26 protein-coding genes and 4 pseudogenes are annotated in these 23,611 nt (G+C 45.7%); 19 read left to right on the top strand and 11 right to left on the bottom strand.

Annotated elements, in window-relative coordinates; genetic code table 11:
* The first annotated feature begins 21 nt into the window (after nucleotides 1–21).
* From hprR to J4728_RS01225, 4 genes are all read left to right on the top strand, one after another.
* Nucleotides 22–702: a response regulator transcription factor HprR gene (hprR, locus tag J4728_RS01240; RefSeq protein WP_001529126.1), complete on the top strand. Its 681-nt coding sequence runs from the start codon at nucleotides 22–24 to the stop codon at nucleotides 700–702.
* Entirely contained in the window at nucleotides 695–2,059 is a 1,365-nt protein-coding gene (locus J4728_RS01235; RefSeq protein WP_000240045.1) for a heavy metal sensor histidine kinase, read from the top strand. The genes hprR and J4728_RS01235 overlap by 8 nt, the downstream gene beginning before the upstream one ends.
* A gap of 172 nt (nucleotides 2,060–2,231) precedes the next feature.
* Nucleotides 2,232–3,701: a C69 family dipeptidase gene (locus J4728_RS01230; protein ID WP_000760235.1), complete on the top strand. Its 1,470-nt coding sequence runs from the start codon at nucleotides 2,232–2,234 to the stop codon at nucleotides 3,699–3,701.
* A gap of 108 nt (nucleotides 3,702–3,809) precedes the next feature.
* Nucleotides 3,810–3,920: a hypothetical protein gene (locus J4728_RS01225; RefSeq protein ID WP_000174813.1), complete on the top strand. Its 111-nt coding sequence runs from the start codon at nucleotides 3,810–3,812 to the stop codon at nucleotides 3,918–3,920.
* Here the strand turns inward: J4728_RS01225 and J4728_RS01220 are convergent, their stop codons facing one another.
* Complete coding sequence (locus J4728_RS01220) at nucleotides 3,921–4,091, bottom strand: YlcI/YnfO family protein (protein WP_001111006.1); 171 nt, start codon at nucleotides 4,089–4,091, stop codon at nucleotides 3,921–3,923.
* A 331-nt stretch (nucleotides 4,092–4,422) separates the two neighbouring features.
* Between J4728_RS01220 and sopB the strand changes: the two genes are divergently transcribed.
* Together sopB and sigE are read left to right on the top strand one after the other, a co-directional pair.
* A complete protein-coding gene (gene sopB, locus J4728_RS01215) occupies nucleotides 4,423–6,108 on the top strand; it encodes an SPI-1 type III secretion system effector inositol phosphate phosphatase SopB (protein ID WP_001166950.1) in 1,686 nt (561 codons plus the stop codon).
* 16 nt (nucleotides 6,109–6,124) lie between these two features.
* Nucleotides 6,125–6,466, top strand: coding sequence for a type III secretion system chaperone SigE (gene sigE, locus J4728_RS01210; protein WP_000444720.1), 342 nt, complete (start codon nucleotides 6,125–6,127; stop codon nucleotides 6,464–6,466).
* A gap of 9 nt (nucleotides 6,467–6,475) precedes the next feature.
* On the opposite strand, the gene J4728_RS01205 is transcribed toward sigE, so the two are convergent.
* Entirely contained in the window at nucleotides 6,476–6,796 is a 321-nt protein-coding gene (locus J4728_RS01205; RefSeq protein WP_010989012.1) for a membrane protein, read from the bottom strand.
* Nucleotides 6,797–7,013: 217 nt separating this feature from the next.
* Here J4728_RS01205 and pipB point away from each other — a divergent pair, with 217 nt between their 5' ends.
* The 4 genes and pseudogenes from pipB (at nucleotide 7,014) to J4728_RS01190 (ending at nucleotide 10,150) form a co-directional block, all read left to right on the top strand.
* Nucleotides 7,014–7,889, top strand: a complete 876-nt coding sequence (pipB, locus tag J4728_RS01200; RefSeq protein ID WP_208210951.1) for an SPI-2 type III secretion system effector PipB — start codon at nucleotides 7,014–7,016, stop codon at nucleotides 7,887–7,889.
* A 221-nt stretch (nucleotides 7,890–8,110) separates the two neighbouring features.
* Nucleotides 8,111–8,791 carry a type III secretion system effector protease PipA gene (gene pipA / locus J4728_RS01195; protein WP_023250578.1) on the top strand — a complete coding sequence of 227 codons (681 nt, stop codon included), beginning with the start codon at nucleotides 8,111–8,113 and terminating at the stop codon, nucleotides 8,789–8,791.
* A gap of 388 nt (nucleotides 8,792–9,179) precedes the next feature.
* A pseudogene (locus tag J4728_RS23780) lies at nucleotides 9,180–9,422 on the top strand (hypothetical protein).
* Nucleotides 9,423–9,502: 80 nt separating this feature from the next.
* A complete protein-coding gene (locus J4728_RS01190) occupies nucleotides 9,503–10,150 on the top strand; it encodes a hypothetical protein (RefSeq protein ID WP_208210947.1) in 648 nt (215 codons plus the stop codon).
* 42 nt (nucleotides 10,151–10,192) lie between these two features.
* Here the strand turns inward: J4728_RS01190 and J4728_RS01185 are convergent.
* Nucleotides 10,193–10,393 (bottom strand): annotated as a pseudogene (locus J4728_RS01185) (helix-turn-helix domain-containing protein); the annotation flags it as partial.
* 228 nt (nucleotides 10,394–10,621) lie between these two features.
* Between J4728_RS01185 and sseK3 the strand changes: the two are divergent.
* On the top strand, nucleotides 10,622–11,629 hold the full coding sequence (gene sseK3 / locus J4728_RS01180) for a type III secretion system effector arginine glycosyltransferase SseK3 (RefSeq protein ID WP_208210945.1): 1,008 nt from the start codon (nucleotides 10,622–10,624) through the stop codon (nucleotides 11,627–11,629).
* A 284-nt stretch (nucleotides 11,630–11,913) separates the two neighbouring features.
* Here sseK3 and J4728_RS01175 read toward each other — a convergent pair whose 3' ends face one another.
* From J4728_RS01175 to J4728_RS01140, 8 genes and pseudogenes are all read right to left on the bottom strand, one after another.
* Complete coding sequence (locus J4728_RS01175; protein ID WP_208210940.1) at nucleotides 11,914–12,483, bottom strand: tail fiber assembly protein; 570 nt, start codon at nucleotides 12,481–12,483, stop codon at nucleotides 11,914–11,916.
* Entirely contained in the window at nucleotides 12,473–13,297 is an 825-nt protein-coding gene (locus J4728_RS01170; RefSeq protein WP_208210937.1) for a macro domain-containing protein, read from the bottom strand. The genes J4728_RS01175 and J4728_RS01170 overlap by 11 nt, the downstream gene beginning before the upstream one ends.
* Nucleotides 13,294–14,166: pseudogene (locus J4728_RS23775) on the bottom strand (phage tail protein); the annotation flags it as partial. The gene J4728_RS01170 and the pseudogene J4728_RS23775, both read right to left, overlap by 4 nt.
* Before the next feature lie 833 nt (nucleotides 14,167–14,999).
* Nucleotides 15,000–15,626 (bottom strand): hypothetical protein, encoded by a 627-nt coding sequence (locus J4728_RS01160; RefSeq protein ID WP_000729406.1) that lies wholly within the window; start codon nucleotides 15,624–15,626, stop codon nucleotides 15,000–15,002.
* A gap of 153 nt (nucleotides 15,627–15,779) precedes the next feature.
* Nucleotides 15,780–16,307 (bottom strand): annotated as a pseudogene (locus J4728_RS01155) (helix-turn-helix domain-containing protein); the annotation flags it as partial.
* A gap of 2 nt (nucleotides 16,308–16,309) precedes the next feature.
* Nucleotides 16,310–16,534, bottom strand: a complete 225-nt coding sequence (locus J4728_RS01150) for a hypothetical protein (protein ID WP_001195066.1) — start codon at nucleotides 16,532–16,534, stop codon at nucleotides 16,310–16,312.
* 22 nt (nucleotides 16,535–16,556) lie between these two features.
* Nucleotides 16,557–17,003 carry a toxin YdaT family protein gene (locus J4728_RS01145; RefSeq protein ID WP_000429172.1) on the bottom strand — a complete coding sequence of 149 codons (447 nt, stop codon included), beginning with the start codon at nucleotides 17,001–17,003 and terminating at the stop codon, nucleotides 16,557–16,559.
* A 64-nt stretch (nucleotides 17,004–17,067) separates the two neighbouring features.
* Nucleotides 17,068–17,301 carry a helix-turn-helix domain-containing protein gene (locus tag J4728_RS01140; RefSeq protein WP_000364674.1) on the bottom strand — a complete coding sequence of 78 codons (234 nt, stop codon included), beginning with the start codon at nucleotides 17,299–17,301 and terminating at the stop codon, nucleotides 17,068–17,070.
* Between the two features lie 108 nt (nucleotides 17,302–17,409).
* On the opposite strand from J4728_RS01140, the gene J4728_RS01135 reads away from it, so the two are divergent.
* The 8 genes from J4728_RS01135 to J4728_RS01100 all read left to right on the top strand — a co-directional run bounded on the left by J4728_RS01135 (nucleotide 17,410) and on the right by J4728_RS01100 (nucleotide 23,591).
* A complete protein-coding gene (locus tag J4728_RS01135) occupies nucleotides 17,410–17,865 on the top strand; it encodes a helix-turn-helix domain-containing protein (RefSeq protein ID WP_024136813.1) in 456 nt (151 codons plus the stop codon).
* A 686-nt stretch (nucleotides 17,866–18,551) separates the two neighbouring features.
* Complete coding sequence (locus J4728_RS01130; RefSeq protein WP_046595087.1) at nucleotides 18,552–18,875, top strand: hypothetical protein; 324 nt, start codon at nucleotides 18,552–18,554, stop codon at nucleotides 18,873–18,875.
* A gap of 7 nt (nucleotides 18,876–18,882) precedes the next feature.
* Nucleotides 18,883–19,128 carry a hypothetical protein gene (locus J4728_RS01125; RefSeq protein ID WP_042827223.1) on the top strand — a complete coding sequence of 82 codons (246 nt, stop codon included), beginning with the start codon at nucleotides 18,883–18,885 and terminating at the stop codon, nucleotides 19,126–19,128.
* Between the two features lie 29 nt (nucleotides 19,129–19,157).
* Nucleotides 19,158–21,398 carry a hypothetical protein gene (locus tag J4728_RS01120; protein ID WP_042827221.1) on the top strand — a complete coding sequence of 747 codons (2,241 nt, stop codon included), beginning with the start codon at nucleotides 19,158–19,160 and terminating at the stop codon, nucleotides 21,396–21,398.
* The gene (locus J4728_RS01115; RefSeq protein ID WP_046595089.1) at nucleotides 21,395–21,949 is read left to right on the top strand and encodes a siphovirus Gp157 family protein; all 555 of its coding nucleotides are present in this window, start codon (nucleotides 21,395–21,397) and stop codon (nucleotides 21,947–21,949) included. The genes J4728_RS01120 and J4728_RS01115 overlap by 4 nt, the downstream gene beginning before the upstream one ends.
* A gap of 2 nt (nucleotides 21,950–21,951) precedes the next feature.
* A complete protein-coding gene (locus tag J4728_RS01110; protein ID WP_000916251.1) occupies nucleotides 21,952–22,134 on the top strand; it encodes a hypothetical protein in 183 nt (60 codons plus the stop codon).
* 212 nt (nucleotides 22,135–22,346) lie between these two features.
* A complete protein-coding gene (locus J4728_RS01105) occupies nucleotides 22,347–22,571 on the top strand; it encodes a DUF4224 domain-containing protein (protein ID WP_000196401.1) in 225 nt (74 codons plus the stop codon).
* The gene (locus J4728_RS01100; protein ID WP_042827218.1) at nucleotides 22,572–23,591 is read left to right on the top strand and encodes a tyrosine-type recombinase/integrase; all 1,020 of its coding nucleotides are present in this window, start codon (nucleotides 22,572–22,574) and stop codon (nucleotides 23,589–23,591) included.
* Nucleotides 23,592–23,611 lie beyond the last annotated feature (20 nt).

The raw sequence follows: 23,611 nt of genomic DNA, 5'->3' as shown, positions 1-23,611 counted from the left end.
AGCCTATGGCATACTGCGTTGATGAAGATTTTATTGATTGAAGATAACCAGAAAACCATTGAGTGGGTACGTCAGGGACTCACGGAGGCAGGCTATGTGGTTGATTATGCCTGTGATGGACGAGACGGATTACACCTGGCCCTTCAGGAACATTATTCATTGATTATTCTTGATATTATGCTGCCGGGGCTTGATGGATGGCAGGTTTTACGCGCGTTGCGCACTGCATATCAGCCCCCTGTTATTTGCCTGACGGCGCGCGACTCGGTTGAGGATCGCGTCAAAGGTCTTGAGGCGGGCGCTAATGATTACCTTGTTAAGCCTTTTTCCTTCGCCGAACTGCTGGCCCGGGTGAGAGCTCAACTCAGACAGCATGTCCCGGTCTTTACCCGACTGACGATCAATGGTCTGGACATGGATGCCACAAAGCAATCGGTGTTACGAAATGGCAAACCGATTTCCCTGACCCGCAAAGAATTCCTGCTCCTCTGGTTACTGGCGTCCCGGGCAGGAGAAATCGTGCCCCGAACCGCGATCGCCAGCGAAGTTTGGGGAATTAACTTTGATAGTGAAACCAACACCGTTGATGTCGCGATTCGTCGGCTGCGCGCCAAAGTAGACGATCCATTTGAAAATAAGCTCATTATGACCGTCCGGGGGATGGGTTATCGATTACAGGCGGAAGCGTCGCAGAATGGTTAAGTTATCAATGACGCTGCGCCTGACAATTTCTTTTATCGCCATACTTATCCTCGCCTGTACCGGCATTAGCTGGACGCTCTATAACGCGCTGAGCAAAGAATTAACGTATCGGGATGATATGACGCTAATAAATCGGGCGGCGCAAATGCAGCAACTGTTACTGGATGGCGCCAGGCCGGAAAATCTGCCGCTCTATTTCAATCGGATGGTGGATACGAAGCAGGACATCTTATTGATCCATTCAGCAACAGGCCACAATGTTGCGATTAATCATAGCGGCATCCCCGACCAACGCTTTAACGAGATTCCGCTGACTAAAAACATCACCCGCGAAACCTTATTTCGCCAGGCGGTGCAAGGCACGGAGCTGACCGCGGTACGAGTAAACGCCAGAAGCGGCGATGACCCGCTGACCCTTACTATTGCCAGGCTGGCGACGGAAAGGCGGCAAATGCTGACGCAATATCGCCGCAACAGTTTGCTGATGAGCCTTATCGCGATCCTCGTCTGTTCGGCGCTCAGTCCATTAGTCATCAGAAACGGGCTGCGGGCCATTACGTCGCTCAGCCGACTTACCGCGGCGACAGACAGCGGCACACTTCGCCAGCCGTTGGCGGAACAGGCGTTACCCGTTGAGCTCAGGCCGCTTGGACAAGCGCTAAATACCATGCGCCAGAAGCTTTCCGACGATTTTGAACGCCTGAACCAATTTGCCGACGATCTGGCGCATGAGCTGCGCACGCCGGTTAATATTTTACTGGGGAAAAACCAGGTGATGCTGAGTCAGGAACGCAGCGCCGAAGAGTATCAACAAGCCCTTGTCGATAATATTGAAGAGCTGGAGGGACTGTCGCGACTGACAGAAAATATTCTCTTTCTGGCACGCGCGGAGCACCAGAATATAGCGGTAAAAAAACAGCCTGTTTCGCTCAATGCGCTAGTCGAAAATATGCTGGATTATCTTAGCCCCCTTGCCGAGGAGAAGCGCATCTGTTTTATAAATCAATGTCAGGGAACGGTATGGGCTGACGAAATATTATTACAAAGAGTGCTCTCAAACCTGCTGACGAATGCCATCCGTTATTCTGATGAAAACGCCGTGATACGTATTGAAAGCGCTTATGATGATAACGTTGCAGAAATTCGGGTCGCTAATCCGGGCAGCCACCCCGCCGATGCGGATAAGCTTTTCCGGCGTTTTTGGCGAGGAGATAATGCCCGCCACACTGCCGGTTTCGGCCTGGGGCTATCGTTGGTTAACGCGATTGCTCTATTACACGGTGGCTCGGCATCTTACCGCTATGCCGATGAACATAATATCTTTTCGGTTCGTCTGCCTGATAGCGGTGATAGCTAAGGTCAGGACAGGTTCTGTTTCCCTTCCCTGCCACAGGTCTGTGGTTATCAATACAACCTCAATAAAAAGAAAATAAAGGATGCCGGCAAAGAATATTGCTGGCTCGATCACTTTCTCGGTTTCCAATCCAGGGTCAATTCATCCCATAACGCGTTATTCAGTGGGAACCTTTATGAAAAAGTATCTTGCATTCGCCGTTACGCTGCTGGGTATGGGTAAAGTCATCGCCTGTACTACCCTTTTGGTAGGCAATCAGGCTTCGGCTGATGGCTCCTTCATTATCGCGCGCAACGAGGATGGCTCGGCAAATAACGCCAAGCATAAGGTTATTCATCCCGTCGCGTTTCATCAACAAGGCGAGTATAAAGCACATCGGAACAATTTTAGCTGGCCGCTTCCGGAGACAGCGATGCGCTATACGGCAATTCATGACTTTGATACTAACGATAACGCCATGGGTGAAGCCGGTTTCAATTCGGCGGGCGTCGGAATGAGCGCAACGGAAACCATTTACAACGGCAGAGCGGCGCTGGCTGCCGATCCTTACGTGACAAAAACGGGAATCACGGAAGACGCCATTGAGTCCGTGATCCTGCCAGTGGCGCAATCGGCGCGTCAGGGCGCCAAATTACTGGGCGACATTATTGAACAAAAAGGCGCGGGCGAAGGTTTCGGCGTCGCGTTTATTGATAGCAAAGAGATATGGTATCTGGAGACGGGAAGCGGTCATCAATGGCTGGCAGTACGACTTCCGGCAGATAGCTATTTCGTTTCCGCCAATCAGGGACGTTTACGCCATTACGATCCGAATGATAACGCGAATTATATGGCGTCACCAACGTTAGTAAGCTTTGCGAAAAAGCAGGGATTATATGATCCGGCCCGCGGCGAATTCGACTTTCATCAAGCCTATTCGCAGGATAACAAAAACGATACCACCTATAATTATCCGCGCGTCTGGACGCTACAACACCAGTTTAATCCGCATCTGGATACGGTCGTTAGCGAAGGGGAAACATTTCCTGTTTTTTTAACGCCAATAACGAAGATCAGCGTGGCGGCAGTAAAAAACGCGTTACGCAATCACTATCAGGGAACGTCGCACGACCCTTATGCCAGTCATAATCCACAAGAACCATGGCGACCTATATCCGTTTTTCGTACCCAGGAGTCACATATTTTACAGGTCAGACCGAAATTACCGCAGGCTATCGGCAACGTAGAATACATCGCCTATGGAATGCCATCTCTTAGCGTCTATCTCCCCTATTATCAGGGGATGCGTCATTATCAACCCGGAGATGATAAAGGAACCGATCGGGCGAGCAACGACTCTACCTACTGGACATTCCGCACGCTGCAAACGCTGGTTATGCAGGACTACAATGCGTTTGCGCCAGATGTGCAACACGCCTGGAAAACATTTGAACAGCAAACAGCTAAACAGCAGTATAAGATGGAGCAGAGCTATCTGAGATTATATGCGTCGCATCCGAAAGAAGCGCAACGCTTACTGCAAAATTTTGAAGATAAAACGATGCAAAATGCGCAGACGCTCGCCCGTCGCCTGACCAATAATATTATTACGACAATGACTTACCGTACAGATATGAAATATCACTTTTCAAGTACGCAACCATAAATTTAATGACAATCTATTAGCCACTCATACACAATAAGATAAAGCGGTACCAGAATTAGCCAGATATAAAAGACAATAATTATTATGGATTCATAGAGAGGATAGTTTATGACACTCCAGGCAAATATCAGCAGAGAGACAAAAGCGGCAAAAACCCAGGAGGTATATAAGCACGTTGTTCTTTTCAAAATGGCCGCCCCCTCTTACATAAGACGATAACTACAGCTTATGTCCCGTGTTACATAACTTTTCCCGACAGGCCTCTTTTACCCATGCTGAAAAATTCCGCGTCTTTTCAGATTTCAACGCGAATTCTATCTGTTCAAGCATGGAATAGGAAAAACGAATATTCTTCGTCACGGTCTTACTTGTCCGGGGCTTTGCTGGCATACACACACCTGTATAACATTTGATGTAACGCCGTTACTTTACGCAGGAGTAAATCGGTGAATTTGATCTGAGTCAAGAAGGTGGGTTTTCAATAAAAGTTGTGCCATAAATTGTGAAGTTTGTAGATTTTATGAACATTTGATGTACCGATCTCCCCCATGATCGCCACTACGTATGGACGTCAGGATACCTCCCCGCCTGATCAGAAGCGTTTCCTCATTAAAAAGGACATTTTTTTAAAGTTCCTAGTGCATAAAAGTCACATCCTTTTAAAGGGTTGTTAACCCTGTTGAATGTTCCCACTCCCCTATTCAGGAATATTAAAAACGCTATGCAAATACAGAGCTTCTATCACTCAGCTTCACTAAAAACCCAGGAGGCTTTTAAAAGCCTACAAAAAACCTTATACAACGGAATGCAGATTCTCTCAGGCCAGGGCAAAGCGCCGGCTAAAGCGCCCGACGCTCGCCCGGAAATTATTGTCCTGCGAGAACCCGGCGCGACATGGGGGAATTATCTACAGCATCAGAAGACGTCTAACCACTCGCTGCATAACCTCTATAACTTACAGCGCGATCTTCTTACCGTCGCGGCAACCGTTCTGGGTAAACAAGACCCGGTTCTAACGTCAATGGCAAACCAAATGGAGTTAGCCAAAGTTAAAGCGGACCGGCCAGCAACAAAACAAGAAGAAGCCGCGGCAAAAGCATTGAAGAAAAATCTTATCGAACTTATTGCAGCACGCACTCAGCAGCAGGATGGCTTACCTGCAAAAGAAGCTCATCGCTTTGCGGCAGTAGCGTTTAGAGATGCTCAGGTCAAGCAGCTTAATAACCAGCCCTGGCAAACCATAAAAAATACACTCACGCATAACGGGCATCACTATACCAACACGCAGCTCCCTGCAGCAGAGATGAAAATCGGCGCAAAAGATATCTTTCCCAGTGCTTATGAGGGAAAGGGCGTATGCAGTTGGGATACCAAGAATATTCATCACGCCAATAATTTGTGGATGTCCACGGTGAGTGTGCATGAGGACGGTAAAGATAAAACGCTTTTTTGCGGGATACGTCATGGCGTGCTTTCCCCCTATCATGAAAAAGATCCGCTTCTGCGTCACGTCGGCGCTGAAAACAAAGCCAAAGAAGTATTAACTGCGGCACTTTTTAGTAAACCTGAGTTGCTTAACAAAGCCTTAGCGGGCGAGGCGGTAAGCCTGAAACTGGTATCCGTCGGGTTACTCACCGCGTCGAATATTTTCGGCAAAGAGGGAACGATGGTCGAGGATCAAATGCGCGCATGGCAATCGTTGACCCAGCCGGGAAAAATGATTCATTTAAAAATCCGCAATAAAGATGGCGATCTACAGACGGTAAAAATAAAACCGGACGTCGCCGCATTTAATGTGGGTGTTAATGAGCTGGCGCTCAAGCTCGGCTTTGGCCTTAAGGCATCGGATAGCTATAATGCCGAGGCGCTACATCAGTTATTAGGCAATGATTTACGCCCTGAAGCCAGACCAGGTGGCTGGGTTGGCGAATGGCTGGCGCAATACCCGGATAATTATGAGGTCGTCAATACATTAGCGCGCCAGATTAAGGATATATGGAAAAATAACCAACATCATAAAGATGGCGGCGAACCCTATAAACTCGCACAACGCCTTGCCATGTTAGCCCATGAAATTGACGCGGTACCCGCCTGGAATTGTAAAAGCGGCAAAGATCGTACAGGGATGATGGATTCAGAAATCAAGCGAGAGATCATTTCCTTACATCAGACCCATATGTTAAGTGCGCCTGGTAGTCTTCCGGATAGCGGTGGACAGAAAATTTTCCAAAAAGTATTACTGAATAGCGGTAACCTGGAGATTCAGAAACAAAATACGGGCGGGGCGGGAAACAAAGTAATGAAAAATTTATCGCCAGAGGTGCTCAATCTTTCCTATCAAAAACGAGTTGGGGATGAAAATATTTGGCAGTCAGTAAAAGGCATTTCTTCATTAATCACATCTTGAGTCTTGAGGTAACTATATGGAAAGTCTATTAAATCGTTTATATGCCGCGTTAGGCCTGGATGCACCAGAAGATGAGCCACTTCTCATCATTGATGATGGGATACAGGTTTATTTTAATGAATCCGATCATACACTGGAAATGTGCTGTCCCTTTATGCCATTGCCTGACGACATCCTGACTTTGCAGCATTTTTTACGTCTGAACTACGCCAGCGCCGTCACTATCGGCGCTGACGCAGACAATACTGCTTTAGTGGCGCTTTATCGCTTGCCGCAAACCAGTACCGAAGAAGAGGCGCTCACTGGTTTTGAATTATTCATTTCAAACGTGAAGCAATTGAAAGAGCATTATGCATAATTTAATACGTCAACATACTTTCTTAATGAGATAAAACGCGATACGTATGCCCTTTACAAGAGACAAGACCAGAATCTTTGGTGGAAATGTAAGGGGCAAACGTTCATCTCTCTCATTTTGCTCTGTTTGCGGGAGCATTTTTAGTGTGTAAGTATTCCTGCTCATCAGGTTTTTACGCCATCTACGCGCATTTATTCTGGTATAAGTTGAAATACTGCAAAAAATATTAGTGCTTATTATTTTTTCTTTAAGTAAATTTTCGCTCAACAAACTTAATTGTTTATTCAATGATGATGAAGCGTAAGCTATGCTGGAAATGAAGGAAGTCAATAGCAAGGATAATCTTATTATTCACGGATGATATTACTTCTGCTTCACCGTTATGGCAGATATCATCGCCTCTTGTCAGATGCCAGACACCTACTCATACTCAACCAAAGCTCTAAATACAAAAATCACCTTATATCTTTTTTTATTATTCCTTGTATAAATGTGACTTGACTCACACCTATAAGGAGTCGACTCACTTCCATAAGAAGGAATCAAAATGCCAATAACTAACGCGTCCCCAGAAAATATATTAAGATATTTGCATGCGGCCGGTACCGGTACGAAAGAAGCAATGAAAAGTGCAACTTCACCACGCGGTATACTGGAATGGTTTGTCAATTTTTTTACCTGTGGTGGAGTAAGAAGAAGCAATGAAAGATGCTTTCGGGAGGTAATTGGAAAACTGACCACATCATTATTATATGTAAATAAAAATGCTTTCTTCGATGGTAATAAAATATTTCTGGAGGATGTCAACGGGTGTACTATATGTCTGTCATGTGGAGCAGCATCCGAAAATACGGCTCCCATGGTCATTATTGAAGTGAACAAAAATGGAAAAACTGTAACGGATAAAGTTGATAGCGAGAGATTTTGGAATGTATGTCGAATGTTAAAACTGATGAGTCAACATAATATACAACAGCCTGATTCACTTATAACCGAGGATGGTTTTCTGAACCTGCGCGGAGTAAACCTGGCTCATAAAGATTTCCAGGGGGAAGATTTGTCAGACATAGATGCTTCTGATGCAGATTTCCGTGAAACAAATCTATCTAATGTAAATTTAGTCGGTGCAAATTTGTGTTGTGCAAATCTACACGCTGTAAATCTAATGGGTTCAAACATGACTAAAGCAAACCTGACTCACGCAGACCTGACTTGCGCTAACATGTCCGGTGTAAACTTAACCGCTGCAATTCTATTCGGCTCAGACTTAACTGACACCAAACTAAATGGTGCGAAATTAGATAAGATAGCTCTAACTTTAGCGAAAGCATTAACAGGAGCCGATCTGACAGGTAGTCAACATACCCCTACTCCACTCCCGGATTACAATGATAGAACTCTTTTCCCCCATCCGATATTTTAGTCAAGATAAAGGGATTTTATAAACAAGAAGTATTCAAACAGAGGCCCCCTTGTTTTATTAAATAAACCCCGCCCCTAAGTTTCATTATAAATAACATTTTCAGCGTATTACTTGTTGGCTTTGTCTGAATCATAGCGTTATCTGTATGTGGCACATTAACTAAAAACACTATTATTGTTTAATTTAAATAATTCATAATTGTAGTCAGGAAATAAGAAGTTATGCTTCCGGTCACCTACAGATTAATACCTCAAAGCGGAGTATCCACATATGGATTAAATACCGCAGATACACCTGTTTTCCCCGATATTCCCGAACATGCACCAAACCCCTCATGGCTACGCCTTGCTCATGACAGCCTTGCCATAAACAGTGAATTCCGTCTGGAGCCAGAGTGTGTGGTGGAGTACCTTATCTCAGGCGCGGGTGGAATAGACCCTGATACAGAAATTGATGACGACACTTATGACGAATGCTACGATGAACTATCCTCCGTACTTCAAAATGCGTATACCCAAAGCGAAACATTCCGCAGACTGATGAATTACGCATATGAAAAAGAACTACATGATGTGGAGCAGCGCTGGCTACTGGGGGCAGGCGAAGCCTTTGAAACTACCGTGGCTCAGGAACACTTCAAACTTTCAGAAGGCAGGAAAGTTATTTGTCTCAATCTGGACGATTCTGATGATTCATATACCGAACATTATGAAAGTAACGAAGGAAGACAACTTTTTGACACAAAACGTTCATTTATTCATGAAGTTGTACATGCACTGACCCATCTTCAGGATAAAGAAGAAAATCATCCAAGAGGCCCTGTTGTCGAATATACCAACATTATTCTGAAAGAGATGGGGCATTCTTCACCTCCCAGAATGGCCTACATCTTCAATAAATAGACACATCGGGAAACGAAAAGAAACTAAAGACTCGCGTAGTCCGTTTTTTCGGGAAATATTCTAACAGTATTTTCTAACTATATTCTAAGCGCCTAAAAAACAAAGGGGCTACCTTTCGGTAACCCCTTGTTTAATCTGGCGGAAGCGCAGAGATTCGAACTCTGGAACCCTTTCGGGTCGCCGGTTTTCAAGACCGGAAAAAATTCATTTATTATCATTTGGTTATAATAAATAGAAAGAATACTACTTTATTTCAACATTCAGCAAAAACAAAAAGTTAGCTCCTATCAAACAAACAATATTCTTTCCAGTTAGGCATATCCACTTGACTACACTTACACAACCATCGAACAATAAACTGTACAAAAAAACAGTATCGGATAACTATATGACCAGTAAAGATTCCAACGTCAGCAGCGTTCCTGAACTGACAGATTTTGAAGTGAGCTATTCACTTCTCACGAACGAGGTCTATCTATCCACCTCATTTACAGATAACATGGACTGTATACCAAACTGACCCTTACAAGAATTTCCGGATCAACTAATATGCATCTCTCGAGCAAAAGCTGTTGCCCTAATCGAAGAACTCCAGAAGGCCATCAACTATATGGATGCAGGAATAGATTGAAGTTCAGGTAGTCTTCTCCAGTAGCTGACGCGTTTTATAATAATTTGATATATATCGTTCAACATTAGTGAGTATTTATAATGGGTGAATTTAGTAATCTTTTAAATAGCATCCCTGGATGGTTATCCTCCTCCCTCACAGCCCTAGTTGGCACTCTTATTGGCGGATGGTTTACCCTAAAAGGAGTTACCCAACAAGCTAAGCTTTCTAAAGTAGAGACAGAAAGAGAATCCCTTGAATTGCAGCTTTCGGTATTAAAAGGAGTTAAGGGAGAAGTTTTCACCCTAATCAATTTATATAACAAAAGGATGAAAACACACGTTGATAATATCAAACCCGGACAGATGTTAATTCTCACGTTCCCTGTAGGGGATGATAATTTCACATTCTATGAGCAAAATGCGAATATTATTGCAAAACTAAATGATTCTGCAAGAGACTCAATAATTAATATTTACACATATTCACGTTCATTAATACAATCATTTAAAGGAAACAACAAGCTCATTGAGGATTATGAAAAAATCCTTATTGGTATGGCTGACAATAACAATGATAAAACCATGTATAAGAGATTACATGATGCAAAAATAGATGTAATGGTAGATTATGCTCAAGGGATAAAAAATATTGATGCAGAACTTAGAGATGCAGTCAATAAGGGATTTAACATTATTGACCAAGAAATAAAGTCACTACAAATGAAATTAAACAAATTAGCTTCATAGAAAGGCTCCACTCCCTGATCAAGATTTTTACAAGCTTATCAGCTAGCCGCAGCACGTTGCATACGGTATGTCTGCGGTTTCATTTTCTCCTGCAGGAAACTTTCTGTACAGCGTCGACAACCCCACATCATAAATAATCGCTACCTGCTGTCGCGGTACTCCTGCCCTAATCAGGCGCCCGGCCTGCGCCCACTGTTCCGATGTTAGTTTCGGTCGTCGTCCACCAATCTCCCCTGTACCCCTGCAATACAATAAAAACATATCGTATAAGAAGTATAAAATACTTATTCAAAAATGTAATTTTAAGCCCCCTAACCAAGTAAAAACTACCGTTTCAGATAGCTATGGCACGAAAATACGGTAGAAAATCTTCATACAAAAATCTTCCAATTTATTAAACTAAGGTTAAAACCCGATATCTTATCAATCTCAAATCATGGTATGTTATATTAATAGCGTAAGGGTTGAAAAATGTTTTCTCGAGTCAGAGGTTTTCTTTCATGCCAGAACTATTCTCATACTGCAACTCCAGCTATTACTCTGCCTTCATCAGGTAGTGCAAACTTTGCCGGAGTTGAATATCCTTTATTGCCATTAGATCAGCACACCCCCCTACTTTTTCAATGGTTTGAACGAAACCCAAGCAGGTTTGGGGAAAACCAGGTCCCAATTATTAATACTCAACAAAACCCCTATCTCAATAATATTATCAACGCCGCTATAATAGAAAAAGAGAGAACTATCGGGATTTTAGTTGATGGGAATTTTAGTGCTGGACAAAAGAAAGCATTAGCAAAGCTGGAAAAACAACATGAAAATATAAAGGTTATCTATAATTCCGACCTGGATTATAGCATGTATGACAAGAAACTATCAGATATTTATTTAGAAAACATCGCTAAAATTGAAGCTCAACCAGCAAATGTCAGAGATGAATATCTGCTTGGTGAGATAAAAAAGAATTTAAATGAAGTTTTAAAGAACAATCCAGAGGAGTCCCTTGTCTCGTCCCATGATAAACGCTTGGGACATGTACGGTTTGATTTTTACAGAACTCTTTTTTTATTAAAAGGAAGTAATGCTTTTCTGGAGGCGGGCAAACATGGCTGCCATCACCTGCAACCTGGAGGTGGCTGCATATATCTTGATGCTGATATGTTACTTACAGGTAAGCTCGGCACTTTGTATTTACCTGATGGTATTGCTGTTCATGTAAGTCGTAAAGGTAATAGCATGAGTCTTGAAAATGGGATTATCGCCGTTAACCGCAGCGAGCATCCGGCATTGAAAAAAGGACTTGAAATTATGCACAGTAAACCTTATGGCGATCCATACATTGATGGTGTCTGCGGTGGGCTAAGGCATTATTTTAATTGTTCTATACGGCACAATTATGAAGAGTTTTGTAATTTTATAGAATTTAAGCATGAACATATTTTTATGGATACCAGCAATTTGACTATCAGCTCCTGGAGATAATTATTTGCAAACGTATGATATAAACGCGAGCAATGTTTCGGCAAAGCTAAACGTAAAGACCATACTGACGATTTCGATCGATATCGTGGATGTGATGCGCGTACCTCCATTAAATTGGATGACCTGCGTGCCGTGGTGAAAATCACTCATCCGGTTAACTCCGTGGTTAAGGGGTGAGTATATTTTCAGGTCAGTACACAAGAGGGGGCTATTTGTACCGGCTGTCAGGTTGATGGCACAACGACAGGAAAAAGAAAAGGCGGGTAATAAACCCACCTGAATATTTAGCGTGGTATATCCGGCCAGTCAGGCGCAGATGTATCCACCCGGTTTACCAGCACCCTGTATTTTCTCCATGCCAGAAGAGAAGCTTTTTCTTTATCGGTTGCTTCGTCCAGATCTACTGCATCCTGAAGCGGCGCGATTTTTTCAGATGCCATTTTCAAAAGACGGCTTTTGGTCCCTTCAGCTTCACGAAGTCTGGCCGCTGTTTCCGCAGCTTCATCCTTCACCCACGCCTTACCATCCCATTTCTGGTATTCACCGTCTGGTGAAACTGATGTGACATTTTCGGGCAACGGGCCGGGTTCGGAGATATAAACCTGATTGCCGGTTGTTGTGTCGTAAACCGTCTCGCCACGGTGATCCTCATGCAGACTCCACGTTTCGGTTTCAGCGTCAAATACAGCAATATGACTGGCGGGAATATCAGGAGGGGCAATATCCGTACAGTTTGCCGGTAATCCCGTGTGCGGCGGGATATATGCATCACCTGCGCCAATAAATTCGTTTGTATCTGAACGCAGATTATAAATTTTAATTGTCTGTGCCTGCTCACTCATTTTAAACGTCATTTTTTACTCCGGATAAATATTCTGTATTCAGGTGATGGCTGTGGGGATAAGTACCGGGGGAAACAGCATGGCTATGCGCACCAATATAAATATCATCAACCTGATGACGGGGACTGATGCAGGTGTTACCTGATTTTTTGCAATACGTTCTGTAATCACCAAAACCGATATATTCCGTTCTGGCGTTCGGGCAAAGCGTCTTTGACGGACAGTATGCCGTTGTGCTGAATACAGCATCCTGGCGGGCGCTGGCGTATTGCCAGTTAATTTTCGTGGCGCAGTTAATAAAACCATCCCACGCCAGCTTCATTTGCCGGGCGACACTGCCCGGGGATACCTGACCACACCCGGCCCCCATCGCAGGGAATACAACTGATTTAATTTTCCTGTCTTCCCCGGCGCTTTTATTGTGCTGAAATATTGCCAGTAACGCTGCCCGTGTTGCGTTATAAACCGCATCGGTGCCGTCGATTATCAGCGGAACGCGCATCGTCGGGGCATGAACCAGCCACGGATGCTGACTGTTACCCGTTTCAATAACAAAGGCGGTGCCGACGGGCTGCTCTCCCAGGTATTCACGGATGATATTTTGCTGTACCCGTTCCTGTAATTGCGGCCCGAAATATGCCGTAATAGCAGCATCCACACTACCATCCATAAGACCAAAACTGTTGGCCGCAATGACCATGCAGTCAAATTCCGGTATGGTTTCAAACGGTCCGGGGATAATTTCCACATTTTCGGTATTCTGAAAAGAATGTTCAAAAGCCGCGGCCATTGCTGGAACAGGTGCCGAAAGAATTAATTTAATCATGCCAGCCTCACTATGTAGTTAAATGCAATATTTTTAACCGTGGTTTCCGCATTACCGTCTGCGTCCACAATAACGACGTGTCCGTGTGGACCGATATACATGGTGTGCTCATGTCCTCCGATATAAACTGTATGTGCATGGTCGCCAGCGGCCTGTGTCCATGCACCACCTCCAGGCTGAAATGAGGTGTGATTGGAATCTCCCCAGTATGAATTGATATAACCGCCGAACTGGTGAGTATGGTTGCCCGTTGTATTGGTCGATTTCGTGCCGTAATCAAAGGATGAGGTAGTTTTTGTCCCTAAGTCGGTATCCTGCGCTCTGGCGCTGTGACTGTGCGATTTGTTGCCGTCCATTTCTTGCGACAGTACAGCACGTCCACTGATGGGCTTACCCTTTATTGTCCAGCCTCGCATGTCAGGAATAACGCCGGACGGATACGCTATACCCAGTAACGGGTAAGCAGATTTATCGAAGGACTGCCCCTGCATCAGAGCGTAACCTGCCGGAGTAGTATCAGACGGCCATGCTATCGCCGCCCCTACTGGATGCGAATCCGGAGGTGGGTTTAGTGTGGTGTAGAGCATTGCCCATTCTGACCACTCAGCATCGGCGGTATCTCGATGACTGCGAATATATGCGGGCGCTGGCGCACCGTTTGTCCCGCTCCAGCCAATGAGGATTTCCCCATCACCGGTTCCGGTCAGACGTAAAATATTTCCGTATTGCGTCGGATAGCCATTGTTGTAGACCTCGCCCATTATCAGGCCGCTATCGCTGCCTCTTGTCGTACCAGTCAGTGCCGGAAGCGCGCCGCGTGATGCCAGTCTGTTCGCTGCAACAGCCGTACCGTTGGCAGGAAGCGCTCCGATATTTTGTACAAACAGCGGCTTATTCGGGATATCCGCACCACACTGGCTTTTAGCCATGTAGTTTTCATCACTTTCGGTTTTGCTGTAGACCTCAAGACTGGACCGACCTTTGGCCTTATCCGGTACGTCGGACAGATTCTGGTCCTTCTGCAAATACCGTGATCCCAAATAAATCTCCAGGGGATTAAGCACAGAAAAATAGGTTTTTGTATTATCCAGAACGCATAAGACAGGAACATCTTTAATAATATCATTGGCCGATAACTCTGTTTTATTCCCCTTGTATAGTGGGAATATGCCAAGCACACGTCCTCCCATCGTCAGTTGCAGAGTGCTGGCTCCGGTATTGTTTAGCGCCGGAATAACCACAAGTGGAGTGCGCAATGTCCAGTCAACTCCACCATTGACGAAATAAGTTGCTGGTAACTCCAGCGTCAGATTATTCTCTGTACCTCCGGCCACACCAGCGACATAATGCCCACTCTGGAGCTCTTCAATTTGTACAAACTGATTTTCAGATCCTCGCGTCGCAAAATTCGCTATAACGTCATTCAGTGACCATCCCTTCGCTGTTGTACCTTCCTGACCGCGAATAACCGTCAGCATGTCATTATTAATTGCTGTCAGATGGCATACCTCAAAAACTGTTTCTTTTGCGTCTGTCAGTGTAATTTTGGCGTAAGTTTTAAGAGGGTTTGAGCTGTTCGCATAATCGCTGGTAAGCAAATTAGCAAACATCGCTCCCGCACCAGGCATCACCTGAATGGTCGTCTGGCTGGCGGTAATATCAGCCGCCAGTGAGGAGACGACATTATTTCCGAATCCAATAATCATTGCTCAACCACCGTTACCGAATAGGTATAAATAAATGGGAGTTTCACCAGCGACTGGTCAATTGCATCTTTAAGAAAGTGCCCGACACCATCGCCATAGTCAGGAATGGAGACAAAAAAAATGCCCTTATCGGGCATTACACTAATATCAAAAGTGGACTGTACAGGTGGGTCTATTCCGTTAGCTCCATGTATAAAGCGTGCAAGCCGTCGTTTGAACCAGTTGATGCAGAAGTGCGAACCATCGCCTTTATAAAAATTCCATGTCAGTATCCGTTTAAAATAGTCGTCCGGAACATATGACGCTGAGCCGGGAACATAATTTCTCAGTTTTGCATACGCGACATTATTGTACTCAATAGTGTTATACGCTCCACGTGCAATGGCATCCTCGGAGATCTGAAGCAGGGGGCGTGATTCCCCATAAATACCCGCCGCAATCCAGTCCAGCAACTCACCGGTAATTGCCGGTGAGGTCCAGCAAGGTAAATTCAGGTTGTTAAAGTAATCAAGATACCCCTGTGCCAGTTTGTTATAAGCATCAAAAAAGGCAACTATATCCGGATCGTCATTATATTGCGTATAGGGGTAGGCCGGAATAATGCTTTCAAGAAGAGCTGCCATATTGCTTAACCTGAATTTGTGAAGATGAAGTGGAAAAATAGGCGTAAGTATCACCATAAACCAGGCTGGAGTCGGTTGCAGGTGGGACAATTTTTCCGTTTATTCCAACCTGAATATCAATCATTGATACAAGGTTTGAAGATACAAGCCCCTTAATACGAACGGCTTAATATCACGGCAACGGGTTCCGGTTTGTTCGTTGTAGAATTCCAGGGCTTTTTTAGCGTCAGCAAGGAGCCATTCGTCGCCCTCCCCCTTCTGGGGGTTAGGGGGATCATTAGGTTCATTGACTGGTTCAAAAGAGTGACTGGTTCTGGTGCCACCACATGGCATAGGGGGTGTGTTTTCTAACGGCATACCTGTGATTTTTGACGGCACAGGGGCTGTGCTTTTTGGTGGCATAGGGTTATCAAGATTCAGGTAATACACATTCGACGTATTGCCCTTACCATTGTTTATACCCATGCGGTTTTCTTTTGTTAAAACGCCCATGCCAATAAGCGCGTCAATGTGCGAGCGAACAGCACTCCTGCTGCATTCACAATGATCAGCAATATGCTGATAAGATGGCCAGCATTCGCCATTATCATTGGCGTTATCAGCAAGTTTAATCAGCACCAGTTTACGAATTGGGTTTCCGGTTTTTATTGCCATCGCCCGGGCCATTAGGGTCATGCTCATAGTCAGATCCCCAGCAACTCAGCCAGTTCACGACAGGCTAATTCGTAGTCTTTCGGTGTGAGGAAAACGCACGTCTCGATCATCTCAGCTTTACGCTGTTCGTATATTTCCCATTTTTTCGCGGCGAGGCGTTCTTCAAATATTCCCCGTACATCATGCGCACAGGACGGTTCGCCATTTAAACGCCAGCCGTTCCGCCAGGTGATGCGGTCTGTTGATGTCTGCATATTGGTCTTTCCTCGATACAAGTTAAACGCTGGTCAGGCGCTGTGTTTCCTGTATGGCTTGTAATGCCTGTGCTATCCGCTGGGGTCGATCCCTTGCATCAAGCAACAGAGCAATAATCGCTGCGGCAAAATCACGAATCGCAATGCAAATTAACTGCTGAGTGGTCATTCCCAGCTGTGCATATCGTTCCGCAGGCAATGCAGCTTCCATCGCCATGGCCAGCGCTTTAGTTTTGATTCTTGCCGCTTTCGTCTCACCACGTAGCCAGCGAAAAATCTGCTGACGGTTGTTGTTGATTGCCCGCCAGTCAGCATTACCTTTCGAATCCTCCATCGGGTGCAGTTTTACGCAGTTGGTATTGCCGCCCATTCGAAACCACATGCGAGTGATCTCAATAGCAACATGCTCCTGCCCACGCTCAGCAGCCCAGTTGAAGATTTCTCTTTTCAATTCGTCGAGGTTTTCCACTTCTTCGCGTCTCCTGTCGCTGAAAACCTGATTAAGCGTAATCAGATTTCAAATACGCCCTTTGTTAAGCTGCATTCTGTTCCGGCAGTCCGTCAGTTGGTTTTCGATAAATATTGGGGAGTAGATCATGCGGTGTAACTTGGTAGCCAGTTGCTGCGGCCCATTTCAATGCAGTTGCAGCACCAAGAAGGCATTTTCCAGATGCAACACGACTGACATAGCCCTGCGTCTCACCGACCACTTGAGCGAAATCCTGCTGGCGAACGCCAGAGGTCTTTAGATAGGTTTTGAGATCCATTTGTCCTCCATAAATGTATGTGACACATGAATATTAGTATTGCGAATACACACATGTCAATAGTTACACGATTGGGAGGAAATTAATTTTACGAATAATATGGGTGCCATGAGAAAGAAAACGCTTGATGCAGCTGAAGCTGATGCAGCCCAAAGGCTGCGTGACATATGGAACGAGAAAAAAGTATCTTTACGTCTTACTCAGGAAAAGGCGGCGGATGCTCTCGGCTTTAGTACCCAGGCTACAGTCAGTCAGTATTTGAATGGAAGTATTCCGTTAAACACAGATGCGACATTAAAATTTTCAGCTCTTCTCGGTGTAAAACCTGAAGACATTAGACCTGACCTTGCCGAATTAATGAATTATGTCCGGAAATCAGGAGCCCACGTTCAAGATTATTCAGCTGCTGGCTGGCGACTCCTGAAACCAGAGGACGCCGAGTTGATAGCACTTTATGAAAGACTTCCTCACAGTGAAAAAGAAAGGCATCTATCTGAATTAAAAGAAAAAGTTAGCGAGTTTGACCGCCTTTTTGAAGAACTTCTAGCCACAAGAAAACAGTAAATTCCCCTCCCAAATAATCCCGCATCGTCGGGATTTTTTTTATTCTTTTTTATCAATAACATACAAATTTTATTCGCATTACGATTATTTTAATCTTGACCGCAAATATGCGCATAACTAATATAAACCACATCAACGACGCACTAACCACGCGGCAGTTGTTCAGAAAAACGTTCTGACAGTCTGGAAAGACAGGCACAAATTCGCGGGTCGCCGCCAGTACGATGACATGCGGGAAAGACCGCAACTGGATTCGATTCGTTGCAGTGGTGGAAGGTAAGAGCAATGGGTGCGTAACGCCACACAAGCCCCCTGTCACGGCAGTGAACGCGGTTGAGCCGTCCGCCCGCGTAAAGAACGCCCCGTGAGGCTTAAAAACAGGCCGTATGATCCACGTTACGGATCATCAAATATCCATTGCTGTGTGTAGTCTTTGCCTCGTCTCAATGAGGGGCAATTTTTTACACAGCAACCAGTACCGAGGAAAGACCTGGCGGGTATGACCAGCCCTGACAGCCCGGAAAGACGGGCAACAGATGTAAAAAAACCCACCGAAGTGGGTTTCTTTACCCGGAACGGCGACCAAACCACTCCGGAGGTGGTACAGGGGACCAACCCTGCACCGAGGAAAGACCAACGACATGAGCCGCTGATCGGCTCGGATTATACACTAGTAAGGAGCCGCTATGGAAGCGCTTGCCATCCCAGTAAAGCTGTACATCCATTACAACGCCAACACGTTTGCTCAGGAAAAAGTCATCGTATCTACCTGTGACATGTCACGCACCTTTCCAGATCAATACGTCCTGCTGGAGACTCGCGATATATCCATCGATGTAAACCAGCCAGAACCTTTCGACATCATTGCTCTTCAGGTCGACCAGTTGCGTGGTCAGAAAGAGAAGATAGCAACGCTGGCAAAACATCAGATAGCCCAGGTTGACGACAAAATACAGCAACTGCTGTGTATTGATCACTCTCCTGTCCAGGAAAGCGATATTCCGTCCTGAGGTAACCATGCAGACTGAAATTATCATCGACAAGGTAATGAGTGCTGGCTTGTCTGTACTTGAACATGAGAACAACGGCGATTTCGGAAATGGCGTTATGCATCTAACAATTGTCGGTGGTGTTCGCCGCGTTGAATTCTATCCAACAACCGGAACTGTGTACGCTAACGCCGTAAAAGGTAAGTACCCGGTTTTTAAGCAGAAGAAAGCAGGAATCAAAATAGCTATCCGACTTGCAAAATCAGGCGCCTGACCAGCGCCAGGAACCAAAGAGGAAAGACCATGACAATTTACAACTGTCTGTTCGAGCCGAAGAAATCGGCTATTAAAGATGGTGCTGTTGCTCTGGCAATCAGCATCGAAGCACCAAATAAAAAAGTCGCTGAAAGTATCGTCATTGGCAAACTCTGGGAACACTTCCCGGCAAACGGCGACAACTATTTTAGGCCAAAAATCTGGGAAGACTCGGAGGGCCAGCCTCGTCCGGAAGTTGGAAAATTTGATGAACAATTTGCTCAGGCGAATACTTTTGACGGGGAAAAATGGATCGCCAACAAACCAGACACCAGCGTTCCAGGTTTACCAAGCAGTGATGAAATCATCGATCTGATGAAGCTGCCAGCCCGGGAACGGTTCGCTACCGTCCTCATGTTCAGCGATTCTCCCATAGATGGTGTGCTTTATTCTCAGGTTCTGGACTATCTCGATAATCTGGAAAATAACACTGAACCCTTTGATGATGACGATCGGATTAATTCAAATATCCTTCATGCACTGCACAATAACGAGCCCGTTCGTCATATGCATGTTGAAGGGTTAAACAATCTTATTCAGGCCATCTTCGCTAAATTTGAAGACCAGACACCGGGCAAGGCTGCTATTTCGCAATTTATCAAACGCTGGCTGGAGAATCCGGGTAAGCGTGAAGAAATGGTACCTAGCAAGACATCTTCACTTAACACCAGCGATCATATAAAGGGTCCTAAAGTAGCCCCCCTACGCGGTTATAAGCACACCTACGCAACACTGGACCAGGAGATCGCCGTCGCCCTGCTACCTATATCTCCTGACACACCTGTGCTTTCAGGAAATCTTCGCGATGCGGAAAAAATCATTGCAGAAGACCGGGAGGATTTTAAACGCTGGTCAATGGCCCTGCGTACCACTGAGAAGATCCTCAGATATGACCGACCGAGTATTTTTGGCGTTATACAGAACACGCCAGCCAAAGATACTTACCATTTCCCTGAGTCTCTTCGGCGCCATATTGATTCATGGCTGACTGAGCATGGTCAGTTCGAATGTCCTGAATCCGATGCGGAGAGGACCGGTAAGCTGCTCAGTGACCCTAACGATCCGAAATGGGTTAAAACCGATACCCAACCACAGGTATCAAACCTCGGCAATGGAATGTTCTCCGTTGATAATCTGATGTCTGAAACCGCCTCAAATGAAGGTGAAAAAACGGAAGTGGCAGAACAGGAAACAGTTACAGAAGACCAGGCGGAGCAGGCTCGTGAAACGCTAAATAATATGGGTTACGGAGTATATGCAACCAGCCAAGACACAACTGACCAACAGAATGAAAATCTGAGCGATAAAGTGGAAAAAATTGTTCAGGATGCGGATCAGCTCGTCGATCGCGTTAAGCGTGAAGAACAGCTCCCTCAGGCGTCAGAACTGGTTAAGAGCATTAATGAAATGCAGGCTGGAGAAAGCGACAACCTGGAATTGTGGAAAGACGTGTTCAAAACAGACGAGCGTTTTACTACTGCGTTCTCTGTGAACGGAGGCGGAACCTCAATCAATGGTACCTACATGACCATGATCGCTACACGCGAATTTGGTCCAAAAGGTATCGGCTGGGGTGTCGATATTCTGGAAGAGCGCTTTGACAATGGCGCGCCAATTACTCGCACAGTCAAAGGCACTGACGGTAACAACACGTGGGAACTCATCCCCGACGGTGTCGGCGGCATCCTGACAGAAAAACATCACATTATCAAAATCAGACTTTGGTACATCCGCAACGGTGTACGCGGTGAGGAGATTTCTTTCGGGTGTACCCCATATATCTACAGCAGCAAACATGGCCTTATTTGTGATGGTGAAGCGACAAAAAAATCACTGACTGACGCAACCAAAAAAGCGCTGTCTGCGCTTGGTTTCTGCGCTGATATTTTCATGGGCCTGTACGACAACCAGGAGTATCGCCAGAAAAATAAAGCTGAATTCGCGCTCAAAAACGCCAGCGAAAACGCGGAAGATGCAGCCCGCGTTCGTCAGGAACTGGACGACAAACTGACCCGAGTCGCAAACACCCTTGCATCAGCTGTGTCAGAGAACGAGATCAACAAGGTTTATTCTTCGATTGCCCGCGAAGCGGAAGTGCATCGCAAGGATGCAGAGGCGAAAGGTGATACACAGCACGCGCGTTACTTAGGTGGGCGTCTGCGGCGGCTGACAACCATTAAAGATGAACGTATCGCCGAACTGAACAAAGCGCAGGAGAAAGCAGAATGACTACTGCAATCGCGTTAGCTGCCGACTATACCAGTCTGCTGCAATTGCTGGAAAGCTCTGATGAACTGACTCCGGAAATGATCGCCGATACGCTGGAAAGCATTAAGGGTGAACTCGATGATAAGCTGGATGCCATCATGGTAATCGCCCGCAATAATCTCGGTCATGCTAAAACCTGCGATGAAGAAATAAAGCGCCTGGCGGAACGTAAAAAGCATTTCGAAAATAAAGATAAAGCATTACGTAAATATATTCTGTCGTGCCTGATGACCGCTAATCTGGATAAGCTCAAGACGTCTAAAAATACCTTTTCCGTCAGAAAAGGTAGCATCAGTGTTGTCATCGATAACGAGAAGCTACTGCCAGACGAACTGGTTACTGTTCAGACGATTATCGCCCCGGACAAAAAAGCCATCAAAGAAGCGATCGAAGCTGCGGAAGCTGCCGCAGCGCAAATCACTGCTGACGGTGGAGAAGTACCTGCCGAACTGTTAAATCCGGTACCGGGCGCCCATCTTGAGATCGGCGAACGCTCACTACAGGTACGCTAACAATGCTGAAACTATCACTTAAACGCGGCGATGCCGTCCACGTCGTATTCGCGGACGGTAGTAACGGGATTATTGAAGCACGCAGCCGTTGTGAACTGGGTATGCACCTGCCAAAAAATGTAAAGGTTACGCGCGAGAAAGGCGCATTCCTCCCCGAAAACCTGATTAAGCGTAATCAGAAATAAACCGCCGGCACCGCTAGCATTGTGGTCTCACTATTTACAGGAGACCGCAATGCTGCGATGGCAACCCGGAGCTACCCTACTCACAGATTTCGATATAAAGATTGGCCGGTTATCGGCAAGCGTACGAAAGAAGACACTGACCCAGTCAGACATCGAACGCGCCTGCAGTGATGCTGACGACGCCGTGTACCGGATGATGAGGAAAGACCAACATGACCAGAGAAAACGATCTGCTAACAGACGCTGAACTTATTGAATTTACCGGTTATCAGAAACCATCCAAACAACGGGAAATACTGGACCGTGGCGGCGTTTCTTACATTCCCGATCGGGAGGGGCGCCCCATGGTAACCTGGACTCATATCAACGCTGTACTGAACGGACAGATCATCGTGCAGCAATCTACAGAAACAAAACCCGATTTCGGAGCAATTTAAATGGGGCGCAGAAGAAAAGATCTGGGCGATGTCAAGCTCCCCCCACGCGTATCAAAAACCAGAACCCGTTACTACTACAAACCCACGTCGCGGGAAACTGTGACACTGGGGCCAATCACTCTCACTATGTCGGCATTATGGAAACGGTACGAGGAAGAACGGCGCAATTACTCGGATGTAATGACGTTCGAAAAGCTCTGGGGAATGTTTCTTAAAAGCGCCTACTACACCGAGCTTGCAATACGAACCCAGCGGGATTATTTGCAACATCAGAAAAAATTGCTTGCCGTGTTTGGTAAAGTTAAAGCTGATGTAATAAAGCCAGAAGATGTGCGTCAGTTTATGGATCGTCGTGGACTGCAAAGTAAAAACCAGGCTAACCAGGAGATGAGCAGCATGTCACGTGTTTACCGCTGGGGGTATGAACGCGGTTACGTTAAGGGAAATCCGTGTGCCGGCGTCAGTAAATTCTCTCTCAAGGCTCGCGAGCAATACATCACTGACGAAGACTACCTGGCTATTTATAAGCATGCTGATCACGTTGTCAGGGCAGCAATGGAAATTTCTTACCTGTGCGCCGCCAGGCAAGCTGACGTACTCGCTCTGCGCTGGATGCAAGTTTCTGATAAGGGGATTTTTATCCAGCAAGGAAAGACCGGAAAAAAACAGATTAAGGTCTGGACACCTCGCCTTCAGCAAGCGCTGAAAACAGCACAGACAGAATGTCCAAAACTGTCACCTGACGCGCTGGTTCTCTACAACAACGATCGTGGTCAGTTCATCCGCAAGACGTTCAATAATCGCTGGTTAAAAGCTGTACGCGCCGCACAAAGTGAACTGGGCCGACAACTGGATTACACATTCCACGATATCAAGGCAAAAGCTATTTCAGATTTTGAGGGTAGTAGCAGGGATAAGCAGATTTTCAGCGGCCACAAAACAGAAAGCCAGGTGCTTATCTACGACAGGAAGGTACAAATCAGCCCGACACTGGATCGTCCGGTTATTGGGGAAAAGTGAATTTTTATTCAAATGGAAAG

The organism is Salmonella sp. 32070601201500089SM, assembly GCF_017573605.1.
Classification (GTDB): domain Bacteria; phylum Pseudomonadota; class Gammaproteobacteria; order Enterobacterales; family Enterobacteriaceae; genus Salmonella; species Salmonella enterica.
Note: the sequence above shows the minus strand (reverse complement) of the source record. Positions and strands in the feature narration are given on the sequence as shown.